Genomic DNA, 13954 nt, shown 5'->3' with positions numbered 1-13954 from the left:
GAGAGCGAATTAAATGACTAATAAAGAAGACAAAATTGTAGTGGTTGGTGCCGGCTTGATGGGTACCGGCATTGCGCATGCATTCGCCAGTTCAGGATTTGCCACTTTGTTGGTGGACACCAACGCCGAGTCGCTCACTCGTGCCAAAGGCAACATCGAAAATATCCTCAGCACCGGCGTGAAGCTGGGAAAGATTACCGATGAGGTCGCCCAATCTTCGCTGGCGAATTTGATTACCTGTGGTGATTTGAGCGAGGCGGCGCTTGGCGCCAACTGGCTGGTGGAAACCGTTTCCGAACAGCTGGCCGTGAAGAAAGCCGTCCTCGGTCAGGCTGCGCCTCTGCTGGCTCCGAACGCGATCATTGCGACCAATACTTCAGCGCTGAGCGTCACCGAGATTGCCGCATCGGTACCCGACTTTGCCGACCGGGTCGTTGGCATGCATTTCTTCAATCCAGTGCACAAGATGAAGTTGGTCGAACTGGTGCGCGGCCTGGCCACCACTGACGAGGTCGTCGTGCGTACCAAGGCCCTGTGCGATGCGATCGGCAAGACTTCGATCACCGTCAACGAGTCGCCCGGTCTTACTACCAGCCGTATGTCCGCCTTACTTGGTAACGAGGCCATGTACATGCTGCAGGAAGGCACGGCGACGGCCGAAGATATCGACACTGCGCTGCGCATGGGTTTCAACCACCCGATGGGACCGCTGGAACTCGGCGATCTGACGGGTTGGGATACTCGTCTGTCGGTGCTGCGTTACCTGCACCAGACGCTGGGAGAGAAATTCCGGCCCTGTCCGCTGATCATCAAGATGGTTGCCGCTGGGCGTCTGGGTCGTAAGACAGGGCATGGCGTCTATCGTTACGAGGACGGAAACCGAGTGCCGGGCTCCGGCCTCAAGGCGAGCGCGCTATGAAAGACATCGTAATTGTTGATGCGGTGCGGACGCCGGTCGGCCGTTTCCGTGGAAGTCTCGCCGGCGTACGAGCCGACCACCTGGGTTCGCTGGTCATCGGCAAGCTGCTTGAGCGTGTCGACCTGTCGCCATCTCAGGTCGACGACGTGATTTTTGGCTGTGTTACGCAAATCGGTGAGCAGTCAGCAAACATCGCACGCACTGCGCTTCTCGGCGCTGGCTGGCCGGTGACGATTCCGGGGCTGACGCTAGACCGCAAGTGTGGCTCGGGCGAGGCTGCGGTGCATGCTGCGGCAGGCGCTATTGCGTCTGGTATGGCTGATGTCATCGTTGCAGGTGGCGCGGAAAACATGAGCCGCGTGCCCATGGGCAGCAATCGTGAAATCCACGGCGAAGCCTTTGGTTGGATGGCGGCAGAGCGTTACGAGCTGACAAGCCAGGGCGAGGCCTCCGAGCGGATGGCTGACAAATGGTCACTCAGTCGTGAAGCGTTGGACGACTACGCTTTCGAAAGTCATCAGCGTGCCGCGAAGGCAGCTGATGCGGGTTATTTCGATAGCCAGATCGTTCCGGTACCGGTCGAGTTGTTGCGTGAGCACGCGCTGACCGAACCAGCAGCTGATCTGGCGGCGGACGAAACCATCCGTCGCGATACCTCGAGGGAAAAGCTCTCGACGCTAAAAACCAGTTTCCGCCCGGAGAATGGACGGATCACTGCAGGTAATTCATCGCAGATATCCGATGGTGCCGCTGCGCTGCTGTTGATGTCCGCGGACACCGCCAAGCAGCTGGGCCTCAAGGCTCGCGCGCGCATCCGCGCCTTCGCGACCGTAGGTGCAGACCCAACGCTGATGTTGACCGGCCCTATCGAGGCGACCAAAAAGGTGCTGGACAAGGCTGGTTTGTCCATCGATGACATCGACCTTTTCGAGGTCAACGAAGCCTTCGCGTCGGTACCGCTTGCCTGGATGCAGGAAACCGGTGTGCCGCATGACAAGCTCAACGTCAACGGCGGAGCCATTGCGTTGGGTCACCCTCTGGGTGCCAGTGGCGCGCGGCTAATGACTACGCTGCTCAATGAACTTGAGCGGCGGGGCGCCCGCTATGGCCTGCAGGCGATCTGTTGCGCTGGCGGCCTGGGTACTGCAACGATCATCGAGCGGCTCGACTGATCTTCCGACAGTGAGGTAGCGGCTATGGCGCGCGTGTCTTTCGTTCCGCTGGATGAAATGCCGAAAGAGTTGCGTAGCGCCGTTGCGCGCGGCCAGCAAAGTCGGATGCTGAGTTCGCCCAGACCTGTTCAGGTCTGGGCACATCGGCCCAGCGCAGCATTGGCCTGGCTTGGTTTGCTGGAAAGCCTGCATCAGGACAGCCTGCTCGATGAGCGCCTGCGTGAATTGGTGCGCCTGAAAATCGCCAGCATCACCACCTGCCAAGCGTGCCAACTCGCTCGTAAATCCGACCAAGTGACGGAAGATGACATCGCCTGTCTTTCTTCAGATAGCGATCGTTTCGATCCGTCTGAAAGAGCTGCTTTGATCTTCGCTGAATTGTTCGCCAGCGATTACATGGCCATCAGCGACGAACACTATGCGCGTCTGGCCGAGTTCTTCTCCGAGGCTCAAGTAGTCGAACTGAACATGTACTGCGCGCTGATGCTGGCGGGCGGTCGGATGACCTATGTGCAGCAGGCGTATTGAGCGGGTCGACGCCCTGGCATGGATGTGGAGCAGACCGTCCGGTAAATTTGATCGAAATGTAAAAAGCCGTTCAATAAGTAGTCAGTTGAGCCTAGTATCTCGCCCATGCAGGCTGCTTTTAGACGCAACGGCTTATGCCTGAACAATAACAAGGAGAAGAGCAATGTCTACACAGGCGCGGGACAATCTGGGCAAGGCGTTCGCAGACGTCGCCAGCAACTATCGTGGAAGCGATGTGGACCTTCATGCGGTATACCGCGAGATGCGCATGAATTCGCCGGTTCTTGAAGAGAACTTCATGGCGCGTCTGGGGGTGCCGAGCATCGCCGGGCTGGACGCCAACCGTCCTACGTTCACCTTGTTCAAATACAACGATGTCATGGCAGTGATGCGCGATGCCAGCAACTTCACCAGTGGTTTTATCGCTGAAGGCCTGGGCGCGTTTTTTGACGGGCTGATCCTCACGGCGATGGATGGAGACGCGCACAAGAACATTCGCAACCTGCTGCAGCCGGTGTTCATGCCTGAAACTGTCAACCGCTGGAAAGAAACCAAGATCGATCGCGTTATCCGCGAGGAGTACATCAAGCCGCTGGTGCCGAGCAAGGGCGGCGATCTGATGGACTTTGCCCTGTATTTCCCGATCCGGGTTATCTATTCCCTGATCGGCTTTCCTGAGGATCGTCCGGACGAGATCGAACAATATGCTGCCTGGGCGCTGGCAATCCTTGCCGGCCCGCAAGTGGATCCGGAAAAAGCCGCCGCCGCGCGTGGTGCCGCGATGGAAGCTGCCAAAGCGCTCTATGACGTCGTAAAGGTTGTCGTAGCCGAGCGCCGCGCAACCGGTGCCGAAGGGGATGACCTGATCAGTCGGTTGATCCGAGCCGAGTATGAAGGCCGTTCGCTTGATGATCATGAAATCGCGACCTTTGTGCGTTCGTTGCTGCCGGCGGCCAGCGAAACCACTACGCGTACGTTCGGTACGCTGATGACGTTGTTGCTCGAGAACCCTGACGTACTGGAGCGGGTGCGCAACGATCGCAGCCTGGTTTCCAAGGCCATCGATGAAGCGGTGCGGCTGGAGCCCGTCGCCACCTTCAAGGTGCGTCAGGCAGCCAAGGACATGGAAATCCGCGGTGTGCAGATTCCCAAGGGGGCTATGGTGCAGTGCATCGTCACCTCGGCGAACCGTGATGAGGATGCCTTCGAGCACGGCGACGTATTCGACATCGACAGACGACCAAAACCCTCGTTCGGCTTTGGTTTTGGGCCGCATATGTGCATCGGGCAATTCGTCGCGAAGACGGAACTCAACTGCGCACTGAACGCGATCCTCGACCTTATGCCGAATATCCGCCTGGATCCTTCCAAGCCTGCACCAGAGATTATCGGCGCCCAGTTGCGCGGACCTCACTACCTCCACGTCCTCTGGGATTGAGGCACGGGCTTACTGCCCTCACGCCACGTCCAGCCCTTTCCTGCTCCGCAGGGAAGGGCGCCTGCCTTGTTGTTTTCCCCTCGTTGAATCCCGTGGTGCCTGGTAGCGGTAAAAGAATGTGTTCGCTCTCAAGATTAGATTTGAACACAATCTAAATATGTGTTTAATTTGATCACAACGTGTTCTATGCTTTGAACACAACAACAAACCCATTTGCGAAGGGGAAGAACAATGAAGGTTGAAGATCTCATTCTCGTCAGCGTTGATGACCATGCCATCGAGCCACCAAACGCCTTTGCTCGCCACATGCCTGAGCGCTTCAAAGGGCGCGAGCCTCATGTCGTCAAGCGCGGCGACCGTGATGTATGGGTTTTCGAAGAGCAGGCCACCGGCTACATGGGCCTGAACTCGGTAGTTGGCCGACCGAAGGAAGAGTACGGCATGGAGCCGTTGGGTTATGACCAGATGCGTCGCGGTACCTGGAGCGTGGCTGATCGTGTCGACGACATGAACGCCAACGGCGTGCTCGGCTCGCTGTGCTTCCCGACGTTCCCAGGTTTTGCCGGTCAGCGTTTCCAGAATCATCCGGATCGCGCCGTGTCCCTGGCCGCGATCCAGGCCTACAACGACTGGCATCTGCACGACTGGTGCAACGCTGCGCCGGGCCGCTTCATCCCGCTGATGCTGGTGCCATGGTGGGACATGCAGGCCGCCGCCGCCGAGGTTACACGCCTGGCGAAACAGGGTGTGCATGCGCTGTCACTCTCGGACAATCCGGCGATCCACGGCTACCCATCGATCCACAGCGATTACTGGGATCCGCTCTGGCAGGCCTGCTCGGACAATAACGTCGTGATCTGCTGCCACATCGGTACTGGTGTAAAGGCCAACCATGCCTCCGACCTTTCGCCAATCGATGCCTGGATCACGTCCATGCCTATTTCCATCGCCAACTCTGCGGCCGATTGGATCTGGGCACCGATGTGGAAGAAATTCCCCAACCTGCGCATGGCGCTGTCTGAAGGCAGCATCGGCTGGATTCCGTATCTGCTTGAGCGCGCCGATTTCACCCACCGTCACCACAACGCGTGGACCAACTCGAACTTCGGCGGGCAGATGCCCAGCGACATCTTCCACAAGCATTTCATCACCTGCTTCATCGAGGATAACTTCGGTCTGCAGAACCTGAAATTCATGAACGAAGACATGGTTACCTGGGAAAGCGACTACCCGCACTCGGATTGCACCTGGCCGAACTCGCCGGAGTCCGCATGGGAAGGGCTGCAGCACCTGTCCAAGGAAACCATCGACAAGGTCACCCATCTCAATGCCATGCGTGAGTTCTCCTTCGATCCATTCTCCATTCATGGACGCGAGAACTGCACCGTAGGCGAGCTTCGCAAGAAAGCGACGCACGTCAAGATCGAGCCCGCATTGGGGCTCGGCGGCGCCGACCACGGTCGCAATGACGGCAAGCCGGTCACGTCGGGGGACATCAACGCGATGTTCGAGAAGGCTGATGCCGGAACTGCTCTCTAACAGGCCGTAAAAAGTAGCGGCAAGGCGAGGCAATTCCCCGTTGGGGCAGGTTCATTTGCGATAGGTATTAACGCCTCGCGAGTGCGCCTGCCCTGGGGCTAGTTCTAGAGCCTTGCGCCCAGTTGATGAGCGTGCACATGTCTATCACTCAGTTCAGTTACAGCAGAATTCCCGCCGAGGCCGAGTCTCTTCGGGCGGAGGTGCGGGAGTTTCTAAAAAGCAATCTTGCCGACTGTCCGGCGACAGCCAGAGCGCAGTCCTGGATGGGTTTCGATGCTGCCTTCAGTCGCAAGCTAGGCGCCCAGGGCTGGGTTGGCATGGCGTTGCCCGAGCAGTACGGCGGCGCCGCGGCAGGTCCGTTTGCGCGTTACGTGATCATCGAAGAGTTGCTCGCAGCCGGCGCGCCGGTTTCGGCGCATTGGATTGCTGACCGGCAGAGCGGACCGCTGATCAACCGATTCGGCACCGAGGCGCAGAGAGAGCGCTATTTGCCGCCGATTTGCCGTGGTGAGAGTTATTTCTGCATCGGCATGAGCGAACCGAACTCCGGCTCCGATCTTGCCTCGATCAAGACTTCAGCTGTGCGTAATGACGCCGGCTGGCTGCTCAATGGGCAGAAGGTCTGGACGACCAACGCGCAGCACTCGCACTACATGATCGCCTTGGTGCGCACCGGTGAAAAACAAGCGGCGCGTCACGAAGGCATGTCGCAGTTTATCGTCGATCTTAAGTTGCCGGGCATCACCATTCGGCCAATCCGCGATCTTGCTGGCGGCGAGCATTTCAATGAGGTGTTCTTCGACAATGTGCAACTCGATGCAGACGCGCTGATTGGGACCGAGGGCAAAGGCTGGGATCAGGTAACGGCCGAATTGGCTTTCGAGCGCAGCGGCCCGGAGCGTTTTCTCAGCTGTATAGAGCTGCTCAAGACGTTGATCGCCGGGATGGGCACAGCGCCGGACGCTTTGCAAAGCCGCGAAATTGGGCGACTGACCGCCAAGCTGCTGACGTTGCGCAACATGTCGCTGGCAGTGACCGCACAATTGGCTGCCGGCGCACATCCAGCCTGGGCTGCGTCATGCGTGAAAGACCTGGGTAACCAGTTCGAACAGGAAATACCCGAGATCGCCCAATTGCTGCTCGAAGCTGAGCCTCGTCAGAACGGCGGTAGCGAACACGCGCAGGTTCTTGCCTACCTGACTCAAATGGCACCGTCTTTCTCACTGCGCGGAGGCACCCGCGAAATCCTGCGCGGGATCATCGCGCGCGGATTGGGGTTGCGATAATCATGCGAGAACTATTCGAATCGACTATCGAGCGCCTGCTCGCTGATCTGGCGACACCTGAATACGTACAAGGCTGCGAAGGCGGCGAGTGGCCTGCGCAGCTTTGGGCTGCGGTGGAAGAGTCCGGGTTTGCGCTGGCTGCTGTTCCAGAATCCCTTGGCGGAGCACAAGCGGGATGGGGTGATGTGTATGTCTTGGCGCGCGCTGCTGGACGGTACGCCGCGCCTGTGCCGCTGGGCGAAGCGCTATTGGCCAACTGGTTGCTGGGTAAGGCCGGGCTTGAGCCGAGGACCGCGGCCGTCAGTTTTTCAGCCAATGCGCAGCTGAGCCTGAATGGCGGGGTGGTACACGGCACCGTGCGAGACGTGCCGTGGGGCCGTCATGTCGAGACGCTGGTCGCTATAGCCGACGCGGGTAGCGAGACGCCCAGCGTCGTATTGCTGTCGGTAGCCAGCGCGGCCGGTCAGACGCTGAGCCTGAACGTCGCGGGCGAGCCTCGTGACTCCCTGCATTTTAACAAGGCCCAGGTACTGGCTTGCGCTCCGTTGCCTGGCGAGCTGTCCGCCGATGTGCTGTTTTTGGGTGGCGCCATGCTGCGCTCGGCGCAGATCGCAGGTGCCTTGCATACGCTGCTGGACATGACATCGGGCTACGCCACTGAGCGCTCACAGTTCGGGCGGCCAATCGGCGCATTCCAGGCCATTCAACAGCAGCTTGCGGTGTTCGCCGAACAGACGGCAGCCGCGAACGTCGCTGCCGAGGCAGCCTTTGCTGAGTCGGATGCCGCACTTGCGGGGCTGACCATTGCGGCTGCGAAGGTCACCTGTGCCGAGGCGGCCAGCGCTGGCGCAGGCATTGCCCATTCGGTGCACGGTGCCATCGGCTTTACCCAGGAATATTCGCTGCATCTGTTTTCCCGCCGGCTGTGGGCCTGGCGCAGCGAGTTCGGCTCGGCCAGCGTCTGGAGCCAGCGCATCGGCCAGTTGGTCTGCTCATCAGGTGGTGGAGGCTATTGGCCGCTGATCACTGGCCATGCCAGCCAGTCGCTATCAACCCCTGCGGAGAAACCGCTATGAGTACATTCCTGCAAATCGAGCGTGATGGCGGCATCGTCACCGTTCGCATGAACCATCCCGAAACCCGCAATGCATTGACTTCCCCCGAGCAGATTCAGGAGTTCGTCGATCTCTGTGCCCAGTTGCGCAGCGACCGCACGGCGCGGGTAATGGTGTTGACCGGTAATGGCAGTGCATTTTGCGCCGGTGGCAACGTGAAGGACATGCGCGACCGCGCGGGTATCTTCGCCGGTTCGCCGTATGAGCTGCGCAACACCTATCGTGACGGTATTCAAAGGATCCCGCTCGCGTTGTATGAGCTGGACATTCCCATAATCGCTGCGGTCAACGGCCCGGCGATCGGTGCGGGCCTCGATTTGGCCTGTATGTGCGACATCCGTCTGGCTGCGAGCTCGGCGCTGTTTGCTGAGAGCTTCGTGCGCCTTGGCATCGTTCCGGGAGATGGCGGCGCCTGGTTGCTGCCGCGAATCATCGGAATCCCCAAGGCCAGCCTGATGGCGTTCACCGGCGACACCATCAATGCTGCGAAAGCATTGGAGTGGGGTTTGGTGGAGCAAGTCTGCACACATGAAACGCTGCAGGCGGAAGCGCAGGCGTTGGCTCAGCGGATCGCCGCCAATCCTGGGCATGCGCTAAGGCTGTGCAAGCGCCTGTTGCGCGAAGGCCAACATATGCGACTCGACTCATTGCTGGAGCTGTCCGCGGCGTACCAGTCTTTGGCGCATCACACCGAAGATCATCAGGAAGCGGTGGCTGCCTTCGTCGAGAAGCGTAACCCTGACTACCTGGATCGCTGATCAGCGCCGTTTGCAGAAGCAACGAAGAATTAGGAGTAGTAATGATGCGTGGCGTTTTCCGCGAAGATCACAATATGTTCCGCGAAATGGCCCGGCGTTTCGTCGATCGCGAAATCGTGCCGAACCTGCATGAGTGGGAAAAGAACGGCATCGTGCCCAAGGAGGCCTGGCTCAAGGCCGGCGAATTGGGGCTGCTCTGTTCGACCGTTCCTGAAGAGTACGGTGGCTCCGGTGGCGACTTCGGCCACTCCGCCGTCATGATCGAGGAGCTTGCGCGGGCCAATGCGACCGCCGTCGGGTTCACTACTCATTCGGAAATCGTTGCGCCATATATCGTTGCTTATGGCAGTGAAGAGCAGAAACAGAAGTGGCTTCCCCGCATGGTCAGCGGTGAGCTGATTGGCGTCATCGCCATGAGCGAGCCGGGCATCGGCAGCGATCTGCGTTCGATGCGCACACTGGCCCGGCGTGATGGCGATGACTACATCGTTTCCGGACAAAAAACCTTCATTACCAACGGCAGCAATGCCGGGTTGATCGTTACGGCAACCAAGCTCGATCCAGCCGCTAAAGAGCTGACGCTGATCTGTATCGAAGAAGAGCGTGAGGGGTTTTCCAAAGGACGGCGGCTGGAAAAGATCGGCCTCAAAGGGCAGGACACCGCCGAGCTGTTTTTCGATGAAGTGCGCGTGCCGGCCGCTAATCGCTTGGGCGAAGAAGGCATGGGCTTCAAGTACCTGACCCATCAGCTCTCGTGGGAGCGGCTGATCATCGCGATCCGCGCGGCGCAGTCAATCGATACGCTGCTGCAGGAGACCATTGATTACACGCGCGAGCGCAAAGTGTTCGGCAAGCCGGTGCTGGATTTCCAGAACACTCGCTTCAAGCTGGCGGAGGCCAAGGCGCAGGCGACCATGCTGCGTGTCTTCGTTGATGATTGCCTGGAAAAGGTCATGCGTGGCGAGCTTGCACCTGACGTCGCAGCCATGGCGAAACTGCTGGGCTCCGAAATGCAGGGCAAATTGCTCGATGAGTTCCTTCAGCTTCATGGCGGCTATGGATTCATGAGCGAATACAAAATTAGCCGTGCCTGGGTCGATGCCCGAGTGGCGCGTATATATGGCGGCACCTCGGAAATCATGAAAGAAATTATTGGCCGCGCTTTGTGACATTTCCAAATGTTAGCCAGCGGGACCTAGGAGAATGACACCCATGGGCTTCTATCGAGTCTTTCTGGCTTTGTGCCTGAGTGCGGTTTCGTTGCTGAGCGTTGCCCAGCCCGTCAGTCAGGCGGACGACTATAGCGCCGAGGCCGAGCGCGCCAAGACGCTGTTGGGCAAAGCCGTGACGGCTTACCAGGCGGAAGGCGACAAGGCGTTGGCCAAGTTCAGCCGACAAGGCGATTACATCGATGGTGAACTCTACATCTATGTTGTCGATACCTCCGGGGTGATGCTCGCCAGTGGTGGCCCTTCAGCGACGCTGATCGGCAAGCAGGTCACCAATGTTCTGGACGAGGACCTGAAGGCTGCGTTCGAAGCCGCATTGAAAGCGCCTGAAGACGGTACGGTACGCAGCGCGGATTACCGCTGGTGGAACTGGCAGCATGGCAAGGTCGAACGCAAGCAGGTGTTCTATCAGCGAGTTGGCGACCGCATCATCTCAGTCGGCTACTACATGCCTCGCTCCAGCAGTGAAGCGGCAGAAGAGTTGCTGGAGAAAGTCGCCAGCGAAGTAAAAGCCGATCCGAAGACGACTTTCGACCGAATCAACAGGCACGACAAGGCGCTGAGCCAGGATGACCTGTACGCATTCGTCGTTGATTTGAACACTCAGAAGTTTATTGCTCATGGCTTCATACGCCGCCTGGTAGGCACCGATTTTCAGGCGTTACGCTCTGCCGACGGCCAGCCGATAGGTAAGCAGATGCTGCGCGCTATGGCGCAGGGCGATACCGGGCAAGTCTCATATATATGGCGCAACCCTGTAACCGGCCAAACCGAGTACAAGAAGACCCTTTTAAAAAAGGTCGATGGTTATGCCGTCGCGGTCGGTTCGTATGAAAAATCAATGAAACTGGATTGAAAGCCGGCCGGCGTGGGACAGGATGTTAAAGGGAGGGTGGACCGATGACCGATCTGGTATTGCTTCATGGCGGGCAACACGGGTCTTGGTGCTGGAAGTTTTTTGTCGATGCGGTCAAGCAGCGCGAGGCCTTGTTCGAGCGGGTCATCTGCCTTGATATGCCTGGTTGCGGCACGAAGCGTGGGCGGGATGTAACGACGCTGACCCTCGGCGACATTGTCAAAGAACTCAACGACGAGTTGAGAGCTGCGAACGTTCGCGACGCGGTGCTGCTCGGCCACTCGATTGCAGGTGTTTTGCTGCCAATGATGGTCATCGAAGATCGGTCGCTCTACTCGCGGCTTGTGTACCTTGCAACTGCGATACCGGCCGAAGGCCAATCGATAATGCAACTGCTCGGTTCATCCTTGCATGGCCAGAATTCGGATGAGGTTGGTTGGCCGCTGAATCCTCTTACTACCCCGCCAGCTGACATGCTGAAAGCAATGTTTGGTGCTGATATGAGCGACGCTCAGCTTGTTTGGTTACTGGGAGAAGCAGCCGATGACGTTACGCCTCCTGCAGTAGCCACCCAGCCAGCAACCCGAAAAGGCTACGCAAATGCCATACCTTCGGTTTACATCCTAACGTCCAGGGATGGCATTTTGCCGCCTGAATGGCAGCGCCGGTTCGCTGAAAGATTAGGCTGTGAGCACCTCATCGAAATCGATACGCCACATGAACCGTTTGTAACTGACCCTGAATTGCTCGGCGCGACGCTGGCTGACTGGATGATTAGTCGACGATCCTGATTGTGGGCTTAGTGATCGTTATCGCTGGCCCCGCTTAGCCGTGACCCGCTAGAGCAACGGCATTTAGTTATACGTTTTTGTTGATAACGCCTAAAAAGCTCCGAGTGGTAGTGGCGCTAGGGCCAGCTAAAGCCTATCTTGAGACTTGGACATTCACCCTCGCACAGAATAAAAGGGGCATGAGCCATGAAAATGTTGCGTATTGCGATATTTAGCACTTTCTGCTTTTTTGTCACTTCGTCTCAGGTAGGCCAGCAAGCGCATACTTCCGTCGAAATAACGGCGGGTGTTGAATGTTCGAACGGGCACCCATGCTTTTATGCACTACCACCAGTAGTGTCCCTTTCAGGTCTGTTTTTTAGTAGCCCGCATTTGCTGCGCTATGGCGCAATGTCCATCCTAAGCCTATCGGTCTCACAGACGATCGGGTTCGGCTTAGGATGGCCACGTATTCACACAGAGCGAAACGAATTCACTATTACTCCCAATTGCTCTGCGACATTGGAAGCGCTATAGCCGGTTTGCTTGAACACGTCGAGCAAATACGTTCCTAGCGTCGGTAGTGGCGTGGCGTGGCGTGGCATAGCGTAGTGATGCTATCGCGCCCTTCCGCTTTCACACTAGTTTACGATGAGTCATGCATGAGGCGCCTCAGATGGTGCGAGGGACCGTGGCATCTACAACCACGAGCGGCCTCACTCCGTTATGAATACAAAAACGCCCGATGTGGTGCACCGGGCGTTGTAAGGCGTACGACGGCGGGAAAGTTGTAGCCTGTTCCGGTCTATATATTGCCAGAGCCTCTCAAAACGCAAACCTGCTAAAAAGCCAAGCTGAATTAGGGCAGGATGAACAGTACCTTGACGGAATCATTGACTGCGGCGCTGTCGACGTAGCCGATGGCGTCGGCTTCGGCGGCGACTTTGGCTACAACCGCGGAGTCGCCGGCTTCGGCAGGCAGTGGCTGGCCCTTGCCTGTGAACACCAGACCTGACCAGTACGACTTCAGCTGAGCTTCGTTCTTGCTGATGATGTCGGCGTAAAATTTTTCTTTGGTGGGATTCCAGTCTTTTTGGTCTATGCCTTTCAAGGACTTGTCCTTTCCAAGAAATATATTTGCCACCTCTGCTTGCGAAGGGGCTTTGGCTGCGCCCGGACTGACGATAACCGCCACTTCGGCCTGCGATACCGTGCAAGCCAGGCATGACAGGGCAGCGGCCAGAGTCTTTTGAGTGAAACGATTCATGTTGGCTCCCCTTAGAATACGAAGTCAGCGCCGATGCTGAAGATGTCGCCGTCGAACGTTGGCTCGGCGGCGTTATAAGCCGGCACAAAGCTGCCGTTGTAGTTGCGGGTGGATTCGACGCGCTTGTATTCGCTTTTCAGCGTAACGTTGGCGTTCAGGCTGTAGTTCAGGCCAAACGCCCATGACGAGTCGCGGCCAGCGTCGCTTTCGTCATGCTGCGCATAGGTAACGTGAGGCAAAAAATCACCGAAGCGGTGCCCGGCCATGATGTAGAACGCATCATGCTCGCCCAGCGGGCTGCGGCGGTTGATGACTTCAGCGTTAGTGACCCAGCTGCCGTTATCGTACTGATGGCCAAAGGACATGAATTTACCCTTGAACTCGTCGCTTTGGTCCACGCTCAGAGTGGACTCGGTGTAGCTGTAGCGGAACGTGCCGATGTCGTTGGTCGCCAGGCTCACGCTGCCAGTCAGCAGCTTTTTGTAATCCACGTCGAGACGGGTATCGAGACCGTGAATGAATATATTGCGGTTTACTGCCTGGCCGTAACTGGCTTGAAAATTCAGCGTACCGAAGGAAAGCGGCAGGGCGTATAGGGCATCGGCGCCTTCGTAATTTGTAATCGGCATCTGGCTGTAGACTTCGTCCGGCAGGCGCAGCCATGGGTAGGTGTAACCGACGTCTAGCGTCTCGGAGAACATGAACGCGCCCGGGCGCAAGCGGCCAGCACGAACGGTGAATTGATCGTTGACCGCGTACGCCAGATACGCCCATTCCAGCTGTAGACGCCAGTCGTCCTGCTCAGGCTTGGCGACGGTCTGAATAGTAGCGCTCAGCTGGTCGGTTAGGCCGTAGGAAAATTGTCCGCCGAGCTTTGACAGTTGGTCGCCGCGCCAGGAGTCGGTGGTCTGGCCGGAAACGCCATAGCCCTTCGCATCGTCTGCCCCACCGATGCGGCTGATGGCTGCAGTGCCAAAGCCGTTGAATCGGTATTCACCTTGATCCAAGGCGAACGCTGAGGTACTGGCCAGGCAGATGGCCACGCCGAGGATATTGAGTTTATTCATTGTTCGTACT

At 58.0% G+C, this 13954-nt stretch carries 13 protein-coding genes; 11 read left to right on the top strand and 2 right to left on the bottom strand.

Annotated features, from left to right (window positions below):
• Window positions 1–13: 13 nt before the first annotated feature.
• The 11 genes from AC2LD7_RS06295 to AC2LD7_RS06245 all read left to right on the top strand — a co-directional run bounded on the left by AC2LD7_RS06295 (window position 14) and on the right by AC2LD7_RS06245 (window position 11631).
• Window positions 14–919, top strand: a complete 906-nt coding sequence (locus AC2LD7_RS06295) for a 3-hydroxyacyl-CoA dehydrogenase (protein ID WP_484596962.1) — start codon at window positions 14–16, stop codon at window positions 917–919.
• The gene (locus tag AC2LD7_RS06290; RefSeq protein ID WP_021207953.1) at window positions 916–2091 is read left to right on the top strand and encodes a thiolase family protein; all 1176 of its coding nucleotides are present in this window, start codon (window positions 916–918) and stop codon (window positions 2089–2091) included. The genes AC2LD7_RS06295 and AC2LD7_RS06290 overlap by 4 nt, the downstream gene beginning before the upstream one ends.
• Before the next feature lie 24 nt (window positions 2092–2115).
• Window positions 2116–2619: a carboxymuconolactone decarboxylase family protein gene (locus AC2LD7_RS06285; RefSeq protein ID WP_484596961.1), complete on the top strand. Its 504-nt coding sequence runs from the start codon at window positions 2116–2118 to the stop codon at window positions 2617–2619.
• Window positions 2620–2782: 163 nt separating this feature from the next.
• Window positions 2783–4057, top strand: a complete 1275-nt coding sequence (locus tag AC2LD7_RS06280; RefSeq protein ID WP_484596960.1) for a cytochrome P450 — start codon at window positions 2783–2785, stop codon at window positions 4055–4057.
• 231 nt (window positions 4058–4288) lie between these two features.
• On the top strand, window positions 4289–5596 hold the full coding sequence (locus AC2LD7_RS06275) for an amidohydrolase family protein (protein ID WP_042928790.1): 1308 nt from the start codon (window positions 4289–4291) through the stop codon (window positions 5594–5596).
• A 137-nt stretch (window positions 5597–5733) separates the two neighbouring features.
• Window positions 5734–6882, top strand: a complete 1149-nt coding sequence (locus AC2LD7_RS06270) for an acyl-CoA dehydrogenase family protein (protein ID WP_484596959.1) — start codon at window positions 5734–5736, stop codon at window positions 6880–6882.
• Window positions 6883–6884: 2 nt separating this feature from the next.
• On the top strand, window positions 6885–7958 hold the full coding sequence (locus AC2LD7_RS06265) for an acyl-CoA dehydrogenase family protein (protein WP_484596958.1): 1074 nt from the start codon (window positions 6885–6887) through the stop codon (window positions 7956–7958).
• Window positions 7955–8755, top strand: coding sequence for a crotonase/enoyl-CoA hydratase family protein (locus AC2LD7_RS06260; protein WP_021207947.1), 801 nt, complete (start codon window positions 7955–7957; stop codon window positions 8753–8755). Before AC2LD7_RS06265 ends, AC2LD7_RS06260 begins: the two co-directional genes overlap by 4 nt.
• A gap of 44 nt (window positions 8756–8799) precedes the next feature.
• Window positions 8800–9924, top strand: a complete 1125-nt coding sequence (locus AC2LD7_RS06255; protein ID WP_484597016.1) for an acyl-CoA dehydrogenase family protein — start codon at window positions 8800–8802, stop codon at window positions 9922–9924.
• Between the two features lie 43 nt (window positions 9925–9967).
• Window positions 9968–10840: a cache domain-containing protein gene (locus AC2LD7_RS06250; RefSeq protein WP_484596957.1), complete on the top strand. Its 873-nt coding sequence runs from the start codon at window positions 9968–9970 to the stop codon at window positions 10838–10840.
• 44 nt (window positions 10841–10884) lie between these two features.
• A complete protein-coding gene (locus AC2LD7_RS06245; protein WP_392633810.1) occupies window positions 10885–11631 on the top strand; it encodes an alpha/beta fold hydrolase in 747 nt (248 codons plus the stop codon).
• Between the two features lie 838 nt (window positions 11632–12469).
• Here AC2LD7_RS06245 and AC2LD7_RS06240 read toward each other — a convergent pair.
• Together AC2LD7_RS06240 and AC2LD7_RS06235 are read right to left on the bottom strand one after the other, a co-directional pair.
• Window positions 12470–12877 carry a phosphate ABC transporter substrate-binding protein gene (locus AC2LD7_RS06240; protein WP_392633812.1) on the bottom strand — a complete coding sequence of 136 codons (408 nt, stop codon included), beginning with the start codon at window positions 12875–12877 and terminating at the stop codon, window positions 12470–12472.
• An 11-nt stretch (window positions 12878–12888) separates the two neighbouring features.
• Window positions 12889–13944 (bottom strand): porin, encoded by a 1056-nt coding sequence (locus tag AC2LD7_RS06235; RefSeq protein ID WP_319299168.1) that lies wholly within the window; start codon window positions 13942–13944, stop codon window positions 12889–12891.
• Window positions 13945–13954 lie beyond the last annotated feature (10 nt).

Source organism: Stutzerimonas sp., from assembly GCF_982611455.1.
Note: the sequence above shows the minus strand (reverse complement) of the source record. Positions and strands in the feature narration are given on the sequence as shown.

What these genes read in the sequence shown, in the direction of transcription:
- AC2LD7_RS06295 (WP_484596962.1), top strand. Translation starts at nt 14, where the DNA reads ATGACTAATAAAGAAGACAAAATTGTAGTGGTTGGTGCCGGCTTGATG.
- AC2LD7_RS06275 (WP_042928790.1), top strand. Translation starts at nt 4,289, where the DNA reads ATGAAGGTTGAAGATCTCATTCTCGTCAGCGTTGATGACCATGCCATC.
- AC2LD7_RS06290 (WP_021207953.1), top strand. Translation starts at nt 916, where the DNA reads ATGAAAGACATCGTAATTGTTGATGCGGTGCGGACGCCGGTCGGCCGT.
- AC2LD7_RS06240 (WP_392633812.1), bottom strand. Translation starts at nt 12,877, where the DNA reads ATGAATCGTTTCACTCAAAAGACTCTGGCCGCTGCCCTGTCATGCCTG.
- AC2LD7_RS06255 (WP_484597016.1), top strand. Translation starts at nt 8,800, where the DNA reads ATGCGTGGCGTTTTCCGCGAAGATCACAATATGTTCCGCGAAATGGCC.
- AC2LD7_RS06280 (WP_484596960.1), top strand. Translation starts at nt 2,783, where the DNA reads ATGTCTACACAGGCGCGGGACAATCTGGGCAAGGCGTTCGCAGACGTC.
- AC2LD7_RS06285 (WP_484596961.1), top strand. Translation starts at nt 2,116, where the DNA reads ATGGCGCGCGTGTCTTTCGTTCCGCTGGATGAAATGCCGAAAGAGTTG.
- AC2LD7_RS06235 (WP_319299168.1), bottom strand. Translation starts at nt 13,944, where the DNA reads ATGAATAAACTCAATATCCTCGGCGTGGCCATCTGCCTGGCCAGTACC.
- AC2LD7_RS06270 (WP_484596959.1), top strand. Translation starts at nt 5,734, where the DNA reads ATGTCTATCACTCAGTTCAGTTACAGCAGAATTCCCGCCGAGGCCGAG.
- AC2LD7_RS06265 (WP_484596958.1), top strand. Translation starts at nt 6,885, where the DNA reads ATGCGAGAACTATTCGAATCGACTATCGAGCGCCTGCTCGCTGATCTG.
- AC2LD7_RS06250 (WP_484596957.1), top strand. Translation starts at nt 9,968, where the DNA reads ATGGGCTTCTATCGAGTCTTTCTGGCTTTGTGCCTGAGTGCGGTTTCG.
- AC2LD7_RS06245 (WP_392633810.1), top strand. Translation starts at nt 10,885, where the DNA reads ATGACCGATCTGGTATTGCTTCATGGCGGGCAACACGGGTCTTGGTGC.
- AC2LD7_RS06260 (WP_021207947.1), top strand. Translation starts at nt 7,955, where the DNA reads ATGAGTACATTCCTGCAAATCGAGCGTGATGGCGGCATCGTCACCGTT.